19 protein-coding genes are annotated in these 15,882 nt (G+C 43.1%); 7 read left to right on the top strand and 12 right to left on the bottom strand.

The features are described from left to right. Positions 1–5: 5 nt before the first annotated feature. The gene (locus tag CO230_RS09545) at positions 6–506 is read left to right on the top strand and encodes a hypothetical protein (protein WP_122028387.1); all 501 of its coding nucleotides are present in this window, start codon (positions 6–8) and stop codon (positions 504–506) included. Positions 507–517: 11 nt separating this feature from the next. After that, on the top strand, positions 518–1,300 hold the full coding sequence (locus CO230_RS09550) for an alpha/beta fold hydrolase (RefSeq protein WP_122028388.1): 783 nt from the start codon (positions 518–520) through the stop codon (positions 1,298–1,300). A 3-nt stretch (positions 1,301–1,303) separates the two neighbouring features. Here the strand turns inward: CO230_RS09550 and CO230_RS09555 are convergent, their stop codons facing one another. Further along, positions 1,304–2,311 carry a DHH family phosphoesterase gene (locus tag CO230_RS09555; protein ID WP_122028389.1) on the bottom strand — a complete coding sequence of 336 codons (1,008 nt, stop codon included), beginning with the start codon at positions 2,309–2,311 and terminating at the stop codon, positions 1,304–1,306. A 207-nt stretch (positions 2,312–2,518) separates the two neighbouring features. Here CO230_RS09555 and rpmH point away from each other — a divergent pair, with 207 nt between their 5' ends. Both rpmH and CO230_RS09565 read left to right on the top strand, forming a co-directional pair. Further along, entirely contained in the window at positions 2,519–2,677 is a 159-nt protein-coding gene (gene rpmH / locus CO230_RS09560; protein ID WP_039365072.1) for a 50S ribosomal protein L34, read from the top strand. A gap of 171 nt (positions 2,678–2,848) precedes the next feature. Beyond that, positions 2,849–3,559, top strand: a complete 711-nt coding sequence (locus CO230_RS09565) for a cell division ATP-binding protein FtsE (RefSeq protein WP_122028390.1) — start codon at positions 2,849–2,851, stop codon at positions 3,557–3,559. Positions 3,560–3,633: 74 nt separating this feature from the next. Here the strand turns inward: CO230_RS09565 and CO230_RS09570 are convergent, their stop codons facing one another. Together CO230_RS09570 and gltX are read right to left on the bottom strand one after the other, a co-directional pair. Continuing rightward, positions 3,634–4,590, bottom strand: coding sequence for an acetyl-CoA carboxylase carboxyltransferase subunit alpha (locus CO230_RS09570; protein WP_122028391.1), 957 nt, complete (start codon positions 4,588–4,590; stop codon positions 3,634–3,636). Positions 4,591–4,639: 49 nt separating this feature from the next. After that, positions 4,640–6,151, bottom strand: a complete 1,512-nt coding sequence (gene gltX / locus CO230_RS09575) for a glutamate--tRNA ligase (protein ID WP_122028392.1) — start codon at positions 6,149–6,151, stop codon at positions 4,640–4,642. 74 nt (positions 6,152–6,225) lie between these two features. On the opposite strand from gltX, the gene CO230_RS09580 reads away from it, so the two are divergent. Both CO230_RS09580 and CO230_RS09585 read left to right on the top strand, forming a co-directional pair. Further along, entirely contained in the window at positions 6,226–7,164 is a 939-nt protein-coding gene (locus tag CO230_RS09580; RefSeq protein ID WP_122028393.1) for a glycosyl transferase family 90, read from the top strand. A 14-nt stretch (positions 7,165–7,178) separates the two neighbouring features. Next, on the top strand, positions 7,179–7,523 hold the full coding sequence (locus CO230_RS09585; RefSeq protein WP_162990021.1) for a phosphomannose isomerase type II C-terminal cupin domain: 345 nt from the start codon (positions 7,179–7,181) through the stop codon (positions 7,521–7,523). Between the two features lie 12 nt (positions 7,524–7,535). Here the strand turns inward: CO230_RS09585 and CO230_RS09590 are convergent, their stop codons facing one another. Further along, positions 7,536–8,795 carry a glycosyltransferase family 4 protein gene (locus tag CO230_RS09590; RefSeq protein WP_122028395.1) on the bottom strand — a complete coding sequence of 420 codons (1,260 nt, stop codon included), beginning with the start codon at positions 8,793–8,795 and terminating at the stop codon, positions 7,536–7,538. 6 nt (positions 8,796–8,801) lie between these two features. Next, positions 8,802–9,854 (bottom strand): UDP-N-acetylglucosamine 2-epimerase, encoded by a 1,053-nt coding sequence (locus CO230_RS09595; protein WP_122028951.1) that lies wholly within the window; start codon positions 9,852–9,854, stop codon positions 8,802–8,804. Positions 9,855–10,025: 171 nt separating this feature from the next. On the opposite strand from CO230_RS09595, the gene CO230_RS09600 reads away from it, so the two are divergent. Next, the gene (locus CO230_RS09600) at positions 10,026–11,111 is read left to right on the top strand and encodes a glycosyltransferase family 4 protein (protein WP_122028396.1); all 1,086 of its coding nucleotides are present in this window, start codon (positions 10,026–10,028) and stop codon (positions 11,109–11,111) included. On the opposite strand, the gene rocD is transcribed toward CO230_RS09600, so the two are convergent. From rocD to CO230_RS09635, 7 genes are all read right to left on the bottom strand, one after another. Continuing rightward, positions 11,101–12,345, bottom strand: coding sequence for an ornithine--oxo-acid transaminase (rocD, locus tag CO230_RS09605; RefSeq protein WP_122028397.1), 1,245 nt, complete (start codon positions 12,343–12,345; stop codon positions 11,101–11,103). The genes CO230_RS09600 and rocD overlap by 11 nt on opposite strands. A 38-nt stretch (positions 12,346–12,383) precedes the next feature. Next, entirely contained in the window at positions 12,384–12,662 is a 279-nt protein-coding gene (locus CO230_RS09610; protein WP_122028398.1) for a Txe/YoeB family addiction module toxin, read from the bottom strand. Then, the gene (locus CO230_RS09615) at positions 12,659–12,883 is read right to left on the bottom strand and encodes a DUF2683 family protein (RefSeq protein WP_122028399.1); all 225 of its coding nucleotides are present in this window, start codon (positions 12,881–12,883) and stop codon (positions 12,659–12,661) included. The genes CO230_RS09610 and CO230_RS09615 overlap by 4 nt, the downstream gene beginning before the upstream one ends. Before the next feature lie 119 nt (positions 12,884–13,002). Next, positions 13,003–14,358 (bottom strand): acetyl-CoA carboxylase biotin carboxylase subunit, encoded by a 1,356-nt coding sequence (gene accC, locus CO230_RS09620; RefSeq protein ID WP_122028400.1) that lies wholly within the window; start codon positions 14,356–14,358, stop codon positions 13,003–13,005. Positions 14,359–14,454: 96 nt separating this feature from the next. After that, complete coding sequence (accB, locus tag CO230_RS09625) at positions 14,455–14,937, bottom strand: acetyl-CoA carboxylase biotin carboxyl carrier protein (RefSeq protein ID WP_122028401.1); 483 nt, start codon at positions 14,935–14,937, stop codon at positions 14,455–14,457. Between the two features lie 129 nt (positions 14,938–15,066). Then, a complete protein-coding gene (gene rpmF, locus CO230_RS09630; RefSeq protein WP_122028402.1) occupies positions 15,067–15,270 on the bottom strand; it encodes a 50S ribosomal protein L32 in 204 nt (67 codons plus the stop codon). 65 nt (positions 15,271–15,335) lie between these two features. Continuing rightward, positions 15,336–15,854 carry a YceD family protein gene (locus tag CO230_RS09635; protein WP_122028403.1) on the bottom strand — a complete coding sequence of 173 codons (519 nt, stop codon included), beginning with the start codon at positions 15,852–15,854 and terminating at the stop codon, positions 15,336–15,338. Positions 15,855–15,882 lie beyond the last annotated feature (28 nt).

The raw sequence follows: 15,882 nt of genomic DNA on the forward strand, positions 1-15,882 counted from the left end.
TAGATATGAGATTTATCGCCTTTTTTATTGCCTTATCCCTGATTTCCTGCGACAATAAGGAAAAACGAGCCGCCGCAGAACTTGCCATGCATAAAAAGTGGGAAGACAGCGTGAACGCCGAACGTCGCAAAATCAACGAACGCATCGCGAAAAAGAACAACGTTAACCAGTTCGCAGACCTCAGTGGCGAACATCAACTGAGGTTCTCATCAGATAACACCGTTTTTTCGGGCAAAGTACATTTTGACAGATCAGGCAAAGACCGATATACAGTTGTCGGCAAAGCCACTTCCGGCAGTAATTACCTCATCATAGAAGGCGAAATAAAACAGGTTTCGCATAAACATCTTAATTTTATGGGTGACATTCGGCAGAGTATTGACGGGAAAACATATCTCCGTAACAAGAACACCACTTTCCTTAATGAAGGGAAAGGTAATTTCTGGCGGTTACAGCACAAAATTAATGGCGAAGGATTTGTAGATTATATTGATATTTATTTTTAAATCAAACGAAAATGCTGCATTACGAAATCTCAGGAAACGGAAAAGAACCACTGGTACTCCTACACGGGTTTATGGAAAACAGCCTGATTTGGGAGGAAATGGAGCCTTACCTGTCCACAAGTTTCCGACTCATTAAAATTGATCTCCCCGGTCACGGCCAATCGAAGACCTACGGTGAAACACACCCGATGGAACTGATGGCTGAACAGGTGAAAAACGTGACTGATAAACTGCAGCTTGCCCCCTTCCACATCCTGGGACATTCGATGGGCGGATATGTTTCTTTAGCTTTGGTAGAGAAATTCCCGCATTTGCTTAAAAGCATGACGCTCTTTTTCTCGAGTTTCTTGGCAGATGATGAGGACAAGAAAGAACAGCGCCTGAAAAGCCTACGGATCATTAAAGAAGCCTTTCCTAATTATGTGAAAGCCGGCGTCCCAAATCTTTTCAACCCGAATGAGAAAGACATTCTTGAAGGAAAAATTGAACTCGCCAAGGAAATAGCCCTCTCCACCAGAACGCAAGGCGTGCTGGCCGCAGTGAAAGGCATGGCGGAGCGCAAAGACCATACAGAAACCATCAGCACCTTCGAAGGCAAGATCCTGCTCATTGCAGGAAAACATGATTCGGCGGTAAAGACTGAACTTTTACTGAAAAAACTGCCAGGGAAAACAAATATCAAATCTTATGTAGTGGATTGTGGACATAACGGACATTGGGAAAAGCCAGCGATTTGCGCAGAAATCATCAACACAGAACTTTTGCACAACCTCCCGAAAAAACTTGTATTTTAGGAATTAAAACTCTTCCGCTTCCATTTTTTCCTTGAAGTCCTCGATGGTTTCTTCTATACTTTTAAAATATTTACCACCGGCCGCATTGATGTGCCCGCCACCATTGAAATACTTACGGGAAAACTGGTTAACATCCACCTCATCTTTAGACCGGAAAGAAATCTTGATGAAATCCTCGTAAAGATCTTCCATAAAAAAGGCGGAAACCTGTGTTCCCATAATACTGAGCCCGTAGTTCACAAAACCTTCCGTATCCCCTTTCTGAAAGCCTAACTCTTTCAGTTCGTCGCGTTTCAGCCACAGAATGGCCACTTTACCATCTTTTACCACTTCAATTCTGCCCAGGATAAGCGCCAGCAAATGCAATCTTGACACCGTATTGGTATCCCAGGTATTAGATGTGATCATCGCCGGATCAGCACCTTTCTCTATTAAATCTGCCACGATACGATGTGTGGTAGCGCTTGTCGAACGGAACCGGAAGCCGCCCGTATCGGTCATGATGCCGGTATATAGGCATTCCGCGATATTTTTATTCACCAAAGACTCTTCGCCCAACGCCTGAATGAAATGATATACCATTTGCGAAGTGGCAGGAATTCTCACATCAGAATACACATAATCAAACGCGTCTGGCTGCTGGTGATGATCAATAAGGATTTTCGTGGCACGCGCTTTTTCAATCCAAGGGCCTACAAGATTGCCGCTGCGGTGTGAGGCGTTAAAATCTAGGATAAAGATTACATCTGCATTATAAATGGCTTCGCCAGCCTGTTTCCTCTTATAATCCGCGATGGTGATCTTTCGGGCGTCGGGCATCCATTTCAGGAATTTAGGAAAATCGTTGGGTACGATGACTTCCGGCTGCAGCCCTTTCTGCTGTAGGAAGTGCTTTAATCCCAAAGAAGAACCTATGGCGTCCCCATCGGGGTTATAATGCGTGATGATAACAATTTTATTCTGTGGGACCAGCAAATCTTTTATAGCAATAATTTCGGCAGACGTAAACATAAGAGTACTTTTGTGGGATCAAAGATAGCGCTTTTTCAGTGCCGTTGACGCGGCGGAAAAAATACTGAGGCGGGTAAAAACCGGAAAGGCTGATAATCTGCTGATTAATATTTTAAAATTATTAAAATAAATTTGCACAAAATAAAAAGTTCGTTATCTTTGCAGTCTGAAAAATAAGATATAGTTTTTTACTTAAAAATATAAGCAATGAGCAAGAGAACCTTCCAACCATCAGAGAGAAAAAGAAGAAACAAACACGGTTTCAGAGAGAGAATGTCCACCCCGAACGGAAGAAGAGTCTTGGCTGCAAGAAGAGCGAAAGGCAGAAAGAGTTTAACCGTTAGTGCTGCACGCGCTAAGAGATAACCTCATAAATTATCATATAAAATGTGCTTGAAAAGTAATTTTCAGGCATTTTTTGTTGTTAAAATTTCCTAAAATTTCGGTTCTGAAAAAAGTTTTATCTATTTTTGAAAGGTTATCCTATACCCTTATAAAATCGGCTTCACGGCAGATTTTTATTTTAATAAAACCATTATGCCACACTCCTATCACGAAGGTCAAGATGTCATTCAGCTGAAGAATGCGAAGATTGCACAAAAGAATTTTACCGTACTGAACGAGGTAAACCTCAACATCAAGCGTGGGCGCTTCTGCTATCTTATCGGCAAAACCGGCTCCGGAAAAAGTTCTTTACTGAAAACGCTGTACGGGCATATTCCACTGTCGGGCGGGCAGGGCACCGTAGCGGGTTTTAACTTAGAAGGTTTACGCACTTCTGAAATCCCCAACCTTCGCAGAAAGCTCGGGATCGTCTTCCAAGATTTTCAGTTGCTGACCGACCGCACCGTAGAAAAAAACCTGCGCTTCGTACTGGAAGCCACCGGCTGGAATGATAAAAACAAGACCGATGACCGAATTAATGAAGTGCTGAGCAGTGTAGGGATGAAGTCTAAAAAACATAAAATGCCGCACGAACTTTCTGGAGGTGAGCAACAACGTATTGCCATTGCGCGCGCGCTGCTGAACCACCCGGAACTGATCTTGGCCGATGAACCCACCGGAAACCTTGACCCTGAGACTTCAAACGAAATCATGACCTTGCTGAAGCAAGTGGCTTTTGAAAACAATTCCGCTGTGGTCATGGCGACGCATGACTACCACATGATCCAGAATTTCCCGGGAGAAGCGATTCGCTGTGAAGACGGAAAGGTAACTGTGCTTAATACCACGGAACTTTTCGAATAAAACTTTGCTCACAAAACATAAAAAGACCTGTAAACAAAAATAGTTTACAGGTCTTTTATTATATCAATATTTCTTTAGCCTTTAAACTGGCCCATCGCGATAAATTTATCCTGACGCTGGGTCTCAAGTTCTTTCCCTGTAAATGCGGAAAAAGCCTTAATATTCTGTAAGATGGAGCATTTCAAGTTCTCATAGGCCACCTCAGGCTCATAATGTGCGCCACCCAGCGGCTCAGCGATGATGCCATCAATAAACTTCTCGCGAAGGGCATCTGCTGGAGTCAAGTTCAGCGCGTTGGCAGCATCCTCTTTATGATCCCAGTTTCTCCAAAGAATCGAGGAGCAGCTTTCCGGTGCGATAACGGTATACCACGTATTCTCGAGCATATAGACTTTGTTACCCACGCCGATACCTAAAGCCCCACCGCTGGCACCTTCACCAATAACGTAACAAAAAATGGGTGTCTTAAGCATCGTCATTTCAAAAATATTACGGGCAATGGCTTCTCCCTGGCCGCGCTCTTCAGCTTCAAGGCCGGGATATGCGCCTGGGGTATCTATTAAAGTAATCACTGGAATTTTAAACTTTTCGGCAAGTTTCATCAGGCGCAACGCTTTACGGTAGCCTTCCGGATTGCTCATTCCAAAACGGCGCAGCTGGCGCTCCTTGGTTGTTCTGCCTTTCTGGGTACCAATCAACATCACACGTTGCCCGTCGATTGTGGCCAAACCACCTACCATAGCAGGATCATCAGCGAAATTACGGTCGCCATGCAACTCCAGAAAGCTGTCTTTATCTGTAATTCCTTTGATGAAATCCAACGCGTAAGGGCGGTTGGGGTGGCGCGAAAGCTGAACCCTTTGCCACGGCGTAAGGTTTCCGTAGATTTCCTTTTTCTTTTCTATAATTTTATCTTCGATCTGGGAGCAGGCCAGTTTCACATCCACCCCGCTCTCTTCGCCTACGAGCGAACAGGTTTGGTACTGATCCATCAGCTCTTTTACCGGAAGTTCAAAATTTAAATATTCCATTTGTTGAGTTAAGCTTTAGCCTTCAAATTTAGCAAAATATACGGAATCATCAGATATTATCCACTGCATTTCTTATCCGTGACAAACTTTCTTCTTTCCCGAGGATGTTAAGAATATCCGGCACATCAGGCCCTTTCAGTTCACCCACCAGTGCCAGACGCAGCGGCATCATCACCATTCCCATGCCCAGCCCACGCTGTTCTGCAAACTCATGTACCGCGGCGCGGATGCTATCGGGATCAAAGGCTGACATGCTTTCTAAATGGTTTGCCAAAGCGCTCATATTTTCTACAGCTGCATCATTCCAGGCTTTTTTCACGGCTTTTTCATCGTAGACAGCCGGTTTTTCAAAGAAGAATCTGCCTTCATTGTAAATATCTTTCACAAAGGTAGCGCGCTCTTTCATAAGGCTGATTACTTTCAGCAGCTTTTCATCGGACTGACCTTCGAGATCCAAATCGCGAACCTGTTGCAATAAGTGCAGGATCTGTTCATCAGACTTCAGTTTCAGGTATTCATGGTTAAACCATTCTGCTTTTTCCTTATTGAAACGTGCGCCGGCTTTATGTACTTTATTGAGGTCGAACTCTGCTACCATTTCTTCGAGAGACAGTATTTCTCGGTCGTTGGCAGGACTCCACCCCAACAGTGCGACCATATTGATGAACGCTTCGGGCAGATAGCCATCTTCACGGTACCCTTTGGAAACATGGCCGGTTTCTGGATCCTTGAAATTTAGCGGAAATACGGGGAACCCGAATTTATCACCATCCCGCTTGCTGAGTTTCCCTTTACCTTCGGGCTTTAATATGAGTGAAAGGTGTGCGAACTGCGGCCGTTGCCAACCCATAGCTTCGTACAGAAGATAATGAAGCCCTAGTGAAGGCAACCATTCTTCACCACGGATGACGTGTGAAATCTCCATCTCATGGTCATCAATAATGTTGGCAAAATGGTAAGTGGGCATACCATCGTTTTTTACCAAAACCTTATCGTCAAGTGTGTTGGTGTTTACCGAGAATTTCCCGCGGATGATATCTTCGAGGTTCAGGACACGGTCAACCGGCATCTTGAAGCGTACCACGTAGGGCACTTTATCATCAATCAACTGCTGAACTTCCTGTGGTGAGAGGGTAAGGGAATTTTTAAGACGGGTTCTAGTAAGATAATTATAAGCAAACACCTCTCCGCTGAGCTCAAATTCTTTTCTGATCTCATCAAGTTCTTCCGGAGTGTCGAAGGCCAGATATGCGTAGTCGGTTTTCAGTATTTCTTTCAGATGCCGGTCGTAGATCCCGCGGCGTTCGGATTGGCGGTAAGGGCCGTATTTGCCCCCGTGTTTCGGGCTTTCATCGGGCACTATACCACACCATTGCAGCGCTTCCATGATGTAATCTTCGGCACCTTCCACATAACGTGCGGTGTCGGTATCTTCTATCCTTAAGACGAAATCCCCGCCTTGGTTTTTGGCGAAAAGATAATCGTACAGCGCGGTTCTTACTCCACCTAAATGTAAAGGCCCTGTAGGGCTTGGCGCGAAACGCACTCTTACTTTGCTCATTTTACTAAAAAATTTAAGGTGCAAATTTAAGTAAAATAGGTGGATTGTAGTATATTTGGCGCTTTATATGGGATATGACAAAGGTCGTTAAAGAAAATAAATTTTCATTTTATTTAAAAGGGTACTCGCGGGGGTTTATACCTGTAAAAACGGCAGAAAAGAAAATAGAGGAGCTTTATAAAGCCCTTTCTAGCAATGACATCAAAAAGGCCGAAGCAAGAGTTGATTATTACAATAAAATAGACAGTAAAGTTAAAACCGTACGGAATGGTACAAAAATAGAAGATTTACTGAATCCTCGGAGCAAGAAAGTTTATTATTTCGACACATTTGAATTTGCCAGATACTTCCCAAAAGACAATTTAATTGATTTTGCCTTTGGTGATGTGAATACCATTCTAGACATCCCGACGATAACCAAGAGCCGGCCCATTCACGGGGATAACGCGAATAACATCCTGATGAATTTGAATAAGGTGCGACATTTCATCTCTGTACGGGATTCCTTAAAATTCTCCGCAAAGAAGAATCTAATGGTTGGCAGGGCGGCTGTTCATCAAAAGCACCGCATCAAATTCTATGAGCAGTATTTTAACCATCCTTTATGTGATTTAGGACAGATCAATAAAAATGGTGGAAATCCGCAGATGCTGAAACCAAAGATCAGTATAGAAGAGCACCTGAAATATAAATTTATTCTGAGCCTGGAGGGAAATGATGTTGCAAGTAACTTAAAATGGATCATGTCATCAAATTCCATCGCTATTTCCCCTCCTTTGAAGATGGAGACCTGGTATATGGAGGGAACCTTAGTACCAAACGAACACTTTATCTGCATCAACGAAGATTATACTAATCTGGAAGAGAGACTTCATTACTACCTTGATCACGAAAATGAATGCAGAAATATTATAGAAAATGCACAAGAATACCGTAAACAATTTGACAACAAAAATGCAGAAAGTTTAATTTCGCTTTTGGTATTAAAAAAGTATTTTAAAAACATCCAGTAATAAAACGAATTATCATGTTAGAAGTAGGAGAGAGACCGTGGGGAAAATATTATGTTTTGGAAGATGAACCACAGTATAAACTGAAAAGGATTGAAGTAAACCCCGGGCAAAGACTTTCATATCAGTATCATCATCAGCGACAGGAATTCTGGACGATCGTCGAGGGAACAGCAGTGGTGGTTTTGGATGGCGCAGAACATCATTTGAAATATGGTGAGAGCATATACATCCCGCTGGGTGCAAAACACCGGATCATGAATTTATCTGATAAGCCACTTGTTTTTATAGAAGTACAAACCGGAACCTATTTTGGCGAAGATGACATCGTACGCATAGAGGACGATTACGAAAGGAAATAGCGGTTACCGCCTTCAGATTTCTTTTTTTGCGGTCACAATCATATCCACAGCACGATCAAACTTCGCTAAGACCGTCTTCCAGTCAAAATTATCGGTAACATACTTTTGGGCTCTTAACTTTTCTTTCTGGTGATCGTCTTCCGAGAGATCTATATACTTCTGTAAACTTGAGGTGAAGGTTTGCTGATCATCGAAAGAAGCCCCTGTATTACTTTTCACGATATGATCATAAAGTACCGCACACGATCTGTTAACAATTACCGGAACACCTGCGGCCATGGCTTCCAACGTCACCAGCGAAAGGCTTTCATAATACGAAGGCATGATCATCGCCAAGGCATGGTACAGGTACGTGTGCTTCAGTTCTTCACTCACAAATCCTGTATAAAAGACAGAACTGTCGTGATAGGTCTTTTTCATGTAATTTTTCCCTACCACCACCAGCTTATAATCATTGTACTGAGGATTCGATTTTTTGAACTGCAAGAAATAATGAATCATTTTATCGCATCCTTTAGCCAGGTCTATCCTACCGATGTATATAAAATATTTCTTTGATGTCAAGTTTTCGGGCAGTTTTTCAAACTTTCCGGCATACGGAGTAATGCCCAGGCCGGCTACATCAACGTTTTCTGAAGTTTTGAAATGCTTCTCCACCAGCGACCTCTCGCACTCGGTATTATACATGATGAATGTAGGCAGGGAAAATATGTTCTCATATGGCTTTGTATAAAGTATCGGCTCATCGTGGGCAGTAGGCACGAAAATAGATTTTTCAGCCACAATAGGCATCCCGACAACTGTAGGATAATATAGATAGGTGAAAAAGATAAATACATCGAAACGGTTCTTGTTCTCAGAAATGTATTCAATCAAATCTGGGACGTAAGGGCCTTGGCCGATTAGCCACTTATCAATATGCTGTTGGGTTACCTTAGAGATCCTAAAGGCTTTGTCTACCCTATTGAATACACCAAGAAATTTTAAGATCTTGAAATATTTCTTCTTTTTATAGATAGCGCGTCTCGCCTGGCGTGTGGTTTTTTTTCTTTGCTTGAAGGTGCGGAAGCGGCGTACGGCAATGCCATTCACCAAATCTGGACCTTCCGGGTAATAATTATCCCAGCCATGATAATCCAGCGCAGTAGAGCTTAGGACTTCCACCGAATATCTCTTCACAAGCTGTTCAGCCAAGATGCGGGCATGGAACTCGGCCCCGCCATTAACTTCTAACCCATATCTCTGAACAACGATGGCTATTTTTTTATCCATAGATTTTTATAGGAAGTTAAATCTTAAATATTTCACCTTCCAGCGTATTTTTAACTTACGGACCAGATTCAGTGGTTTTGGTTTCAGTTTCCCTTGGTAATTTTCAATAAAATCATCCACCGCCTGAAGTACACGCCGCGAATTTTGGCCATCGCGGTGCGCCTCATGATGCAGCGTATATTGATGAATCTCGTCCATCAGCTCTTGTGGTCTTTGCAAGGCTCTCTCAAGCGCTTCGCCGATCGCATCCTTATCGTTTACATCTATCAAATGCTTACCCGGATGCGTGTTCCTGTACGTCACCACCGGTTTATCCAGCAGCATGGCTTCAATAATGATGGATGAGCTGTCGCATAACATCACATCTATCTTCCTCAGTGTCTCCAAACCATCATTAAACCTTTGGAAGTTCACATGCGGGAATTCCTCTGCCAAGGATCTATACTCCGCTATCAACGCAGGATCATCCAGTTTTGGGTGGAAAGTGATGAGCCAGTCCCATGGCTTTGTAGCCATTAACCCGCGGAGTGTATCATACAACTTGTCTGCCGACGAAATATCTTTCGTGAAAGTCGGCGAATATAAAACCAGCGGACGCGGATTCCCAGGTGCGCCGGGAGCTACTTTAAAAAAAGGATCTACCTTACACCAACCGGTTTCATAAATCTTGAAGAAACCTTTCTCTTGGGATAGTTTCTGGAAGTAAGCAGTGCTGCTTGGCCCTTGGGTACAGTAAATATCAAACCAGCCACGAATGGTGAAATGGTCGTCTATCCTTTCGATTCTTTTTTTCATCGCGTAGCCATGAAAGACCTGCACCTTTACCCCCGGGAAAAAATCGTACACATGATTTCCCGGCGCAAAAACAGCAATCGGATTATAATCAATCACTTGTTGTATGGTGCTGAGTTGTTTTTCCTGCTTCGTGAGTAAAACATCGCATGGCTCTTCGATAAACCACGCAACTTCATCACCGTTCTTCCAGATCTCCTCTTGCAAAGGCCGAAGGATTGAATAACTGTAAGGAAGCGAAACAAAAAATAAATACTTCTTAGGCATCTTGATAGATTTCGCCAAAAATACAGAAATATCCAACACTATAACCCGTAAATTTAATCAACGACCGCCAAAATACGGGCTATTTGTAGTCGGGGTAATGTTTAAACACAATTTCGGATTATATTTGCCACGAAAAAGTTCTGAAAATAACAGCTATCATAAATAAAGTAAATGAGTGTAAAAATACTGATTGATCTGGAGCGGCTTCGGAGACCATTTTCGGGCATTGCCAACGTGTTCAGGAATCTTGCGCGCGGGATCGAGGAAAGCGCCCACCCTTTCAGCATTACTTATTTCGGCAAATTCTCTTCGGTTGGTTTTCCTTTAAAAGCAAAAAAGGAATGGAAGAGACGGCATAAATTTTATGAAAACTTCAGCAAAGACTTTCAGATCATCCATGTAAGTCATCAGGCGTCTTCTTATTTCAAGAAAAATTACAGGAAGTCGCTTAAAGTCGTAACATTGCATGACCTTAATTTCCTGCATGAAAACCTGCCGGACAATAAAAAGAAAAAATTGCTGTCCGCAGTGAGGCAAAACCTGGAATATGCGGATTACATCATTTGTATTTCACATTTTGTGAAAAAAGATTTTGAGGCTAACCGACATCTGTTTCCTTTAAAGAAACTCAAAGGAATTGAAGTCATTCATAACGGGCTACAACTCCCAGAAAACCGCGGATATAAGTTAGGGAAATTCAACAACTTCGCAGACAGAAACTACATTTTGAACATCGGTGTGCTCTTCGAGAAAAAAAACCAACTGAGGCTGATCGAAATGCTACCGTTCTTGGACCGGGACCTGGTGATGATCGCCTCGGAGGAAAGAGAACCCTACGCCTCGGAAGTAAAAAACCGAATTAAAGAACTGCAACTTGAGGACCGCGTCCACATCCTGAAGAACATCAGCGAGGAAGAGAAATACGCGCTCATACAGCATTGCGAAGCGCTGTGCCATCCCAGTACGGCTGAAGGATTCGGGATTCCGCCTATTGAAGCCATGTCGCTTGGGAAACCCGTCTTTCTTTCTACCTTTACAAGTTTACCGGAAATCGGCGGTGACTACGCATATTATTTTGAAGATTTCGAAGCTGAAAAAATGGCCGCATTTTATACAGAAAAGGTAAGCAGCTTCCACAAAAATAAAGAGGATCTGGTACCTGAAATAAAAAACTGGACAAAACAATTTGATTACAAAGTGATGTCCAGCAATTATCTAACATTCTATCAAAAAATAGCAGAAAATGCTACTTCCTGAATTCGATTACCGTTTTTCGGATGATATCAACACACTCCATTATCTGCTCTTCGGTGATGACCAATGGCGGCGCCAGTCGGATGATATTGCCGTGGGTAGGCTTGGCGAGCAGGCCGTTCTCTTTCAGCGCCAGACATAAGTCCCAGGCGGTGGTGCTTTCAGGGGTGTCGTTGATTAAAATTGCATTCAGCAAGCCTTTACCGCGGACTCCACTGATCAGATCGGTTTTCTCAATGAGTTTCTCAATCTCCGTACGGAAGATGTTACCCAGTTTCTCTGCTCTTTCCGCCAGATTCTCTTCTTCCACCACGTCCAGAGCTGCGGTTGCCACAGCACAAGCGAGAGGGTTCCCGCCAAAAGTAGAGCCATGCTGCCCCGGCTTGATGACGTTCATGATGTCATTATTGGCGAAAACGGCCGACACAGGATACATTCCACCTGATAACGCTTTTCCCAATACCAAAATGTCCGGCTGCACATCCTCATGGTTACAGGCAATCATTTTACCGGTACGCGCGATGCCGGTCTGCACCTCATCAGCGATAAATAAAACATTGTGCTGCTTGCAAAGTTCAGCCGCTTTTTTCAGAAAACCTTCATCGGGCACATAAACGCCTGCCTCTCCTTGAATGGGTTCCACTAAAAATGCCGCGATATTCTGAGCGTCATTCTTCAAAACTTCTTCCAGCGCGCCGAGGTCATTATAAGGAATCTTTACAAATCCTGGCGTGAAAGGACCGTAATTTTTGCTGGCGTCAGGATCGTTGGAGAATGAAACAATCGTTGTGGTACGCCCGTGGAAATTGTTTTCACACACAATGATCTTTGCAGCGTTCTCCTGGATGCCTTTTACTTCATAACTCCATTTGCGGGCTAGTTTTACCGCGGTTTCCACAGCTTCCGCGCCGGAATTCATTGGTAAAACTTTATCAAAACCAAAGCGTTTGGTTACTTTTTCTTCGTATTCGCCCAATTTGGAATTGTGGAAAGCACGGGAAGTCAAAGCCAGCTTCTGAGCCTGTTCTGTAAGCGCTTTCACGATCTTAGGATGAGAATGACCCTGATTCACCGCGGAATAGGCCGAAAGAAAATCGTAGTATCGTTTGCCTTCTACATCCCATACAAAAACGCCTTCACCACGGTCTAGAACTACCGGAAGCGGATGATAATTGTGTGCGCCGTACTTATCTTCCAGCTCGATATGGTAATTTGAGGTGTTGCGTGTTGCGTTCATTATTTTGTTTTAAGATGTATTTAAATTAAATGGGTAGATTATTTATCGTTATAGTGCCCGTAGGCAGAAATAAGAATTACCACGACTTGAAGTTCCTGTATTTCATAGACATGTCGGTGCTTAGCCGAAATTCGTCTGGAATAAGTTATTTCTTCAAAATGTTTTAACCTCTCCGGCTTGCCAATACCAACAGTAGGATTGCTTTCCAATTCTTTAATGATCGACAATAGTTTTTTGAGCGCAGCTTTTTCACCGGACTTTTCAAGCTTTAAGATATCTTTTTCAGCTTGTTCTGAAATTTTGATGATATATTTCACAACACACTTCTGAAAAGTTTATCCTTAAGTTCTGGTGTCAAAGTCTTCACTTTCCCATCGCGAACTGCTTCTTTAGATTCTTTTACTTTATTAAAAAATTCTTCTTTCGTCATTTCAGCATCGTCCGGTTGCGTTTCGAAGCGGATTTTCATCTCCTTCAAGAATGCTTTGATCACGGAAGACTGCTTCTCGGTTTCGGGGATGATAATGATATTTTCCATAACCCAATGATTTCTACAAAAATACTGATTTCAAAAGATCCGCCAAACGTATTCACGTATTTCAATAAAAAACACCAGCAAAATGGTGCTGGTGTTCCTAATTTTTAAAACGAATACTATTAATTATTCTCAAAACGTTTGTCCATTTTGAAATCTTCCATAAATTTCGTAGTGTAGTTACCCGCAAGATAATCCTCGTCTTCCATCAGCTGTCGGTGGAACGGGATCGTGGTCTTCACACCTTCGATATAGAATTCCTCCAGCGCGCGGCGCATCTTTGCGATGGCTTCCTCACGCGTCTGAGCCGTGGTAATAAGCTTCGCGATCATGGAATCATAGTTCGAAGGAATTGAATATCCTGAATACACATGCGTATCTACGCGAATTCCGTGACCCCCCGGGATGTTCAGGCCGGTAATCTTGCCTGGTGATGGCCGGAAATCGTTGTACGGATCCTCAGCGTTGATTCTGCATTCAATTGAATGAAGTTTCGGATAATAGTTCTTTCCGGAAATCGGGCTGCCCGAAGCAAGCAGGATCTGCTCGCGAATCAGGTCATAATCTACCACCTGCTCTGTGATCGGGTGCTCTACTTGGATCCGCGTGTTCATTTCCATGAAATAGAAGTTACGGTCTTTGTCCACGAGGAATTCGATGGTCCCAACGCCTTCATATTTAATGTATTCTGCGGCTTTCACAGCTGCAGCACCCATTTTTTCACGAAGTTCATCGGTCATAAAAGGCGACGGCGTTTCTTCCGTTAATTTCTGGTTTCTTCTTTGCACGGAACAGTCTCTTTCTGAGAGATGACAGGCTTTTCCGTATTGGTCACCAGCGATCTGAATTTCGATGTGGCGTGGCTCTACGATGAGTTTTTCCATATACATACCGCCGTTTCCGAAGGCTGCTGTAGCTTCCTGTACCGCAGAATCCCAGTGTTCGTGCAGGTCTTCGGCCTTCCAGACTGCGCGCATTCCTTTTCCACCACCACCTGCGGTAGCTTTGATCATCACAGGATAACCCATTTCTTCAGCAAGTTTCGCAGCGGTTTCGTAAGAATCGATCAATCCGTCAGAACCGGGCACGCATGGCACTCCCGCCTCTTTCATCGTGGCTTTTGCATTGGCTTTATCGCCCATACGGTCGATCTGCTCGGGTGTTGCGCCGATAAATTTGATGCCGTTTTCCTGGCAGATTCTTGAAAAGTTAGAGTTTTCTGAAAGGAAGCCGTAACCTGGGTGGATCGCATCCGCGTTGGTAATCTCAGCCGCAGCGATGATGTTTGAAATCTTAAGGTACGAATCTTTGCTCATCGGTGGGCCGATGCACACGGCTTCATCCGCAAATCTTACATGGAGACTGTCTTTGTCTGCAGTGGAATACACCGCAACGGTTTTAATCCCCATTTCTTTGCAGGTGCGAAGGATTCGCATGGCAATCTCGCCTCTGTTGGCAATCAATATTTTTTTGAACATCTTTTTTGGTTTGAAAATTAGATAATTTGAAAATTAGGTAATGTTGTGATGAAAGAATAATCTAACATCTAAAGTCTAACATCTACTATCTAATAATTAAGATGGATCTACAAGGAATAAAGGCTGGTCGTACTCTACCGGCGTTGCGTCATCAACTAGGATTTTAACGATCTTACCGGAAACTTCAGATTCTATCTGGTTGAACAGTTTCATCGCTTCTATTACGCAGACAACCTTACCCACAGATACCTCATCCCCTACATTTACGAAAACATCTTTATCAGGCGCTGGCTTTCTGTAGAATGTACCAATCATGGGAGATTTAATGGTTACATAGTTGCTGTCATCAGAAGCAGGATCTGCTACAGAAGTTTGTGCAGGTGCCGCGGCTGGTGCCTGTGTTGGTTGCGGTGCTTGTGGCGCAGTGTGGTAAACGGCCGGCTGTGGCATATAGCTCATCTCGCTGCCGCCCAATGGTGTTTTGATGGTGATTTCAAAGTCTTTGGTTTTGTATTTTACTTCAGAGACTTCAGCTCGAGAGACGAATTTAATTAGATTCTGGATGTCTTTAATGTCCATAATGGGATTGTTTGATTGTTATGTCAAAGATACTAAAAATGATTAAAAACCAACAAAAAACCACTCAAAATTGAAAAATCTGAGTGGTTTTTGTATAAAAATGAAGTATTTTCCTTAGAAAATATTTTCTTAGTTTTCTTCAGTGGTCTCTACTGTTTTCTCCATTACAACCTTACCTCTGTAATAAAGTTTACCTTCATGCCAGTGCGCTCTGTGGTATAGGTGCATTTCACCGGAAGTTGCATCTTTTGCTAATTGAGGAACCTCTGCTTTGTAATGGGTTCTTCGCTTATCTCTTCTTGTTGACGATTGTCTTCTCTTTGGATGTGCCATTTTCTTATAATTTTGTTTGATGAGCGATGAGGATTTGATTGCTCAAGCTCATCATTTTAAACTATTTAATTTTTATCTTTTAATTTCTTCAATGCTTCCCACCGTGGATCCACAGGCTGTTCTTCTTCTGTTTCTTTCGGGCTATACCGCTCCAGAACCTCTAGATCTTCCGCTGATACATCGGGCGAGATCTTTTTCATCGGAATGGCCAGCACCACACTTTCATATATTAGCTGTGCGATGTTAAAGGCATGATCCGCGGCCGGAATGGTAATCACCTCCTCTTCGCTGTCATCATACGCTTCACCGAATTTCACCAGTACGCGAAGATCATTTTCAACTTCATAACGAAAATCGTCGGCGGTAAGGTCGCAGACCAAATTCACGGCACCTGCTGTCCTGATATCGAACTCCAGAAACGTGGTATGCTTATCCATGATGATATCTGCCACAATTTCCGGTGCTGAAAATTCCTGTTCTGTATCGAAAAGTTGAAAGAACGCTTTATTTATCTCAAACTGGAATTCGTGTCTGCCGTTTTTCTGTCCAGAAAACACGATGTCGTAGTTTCTTAACTTGTCCATAAAATGAGTGTGCAAAAATATGCATTTT

The sequence above is a fragment of the Chryseobacterium sp. 6424 genome (genome assembly GCF_003692615.1).
Lineage (GTDB): Bacteria > Bacteroidota > Bacteroidia > Flavobacteriales > Weeksellaceae > Kaistella.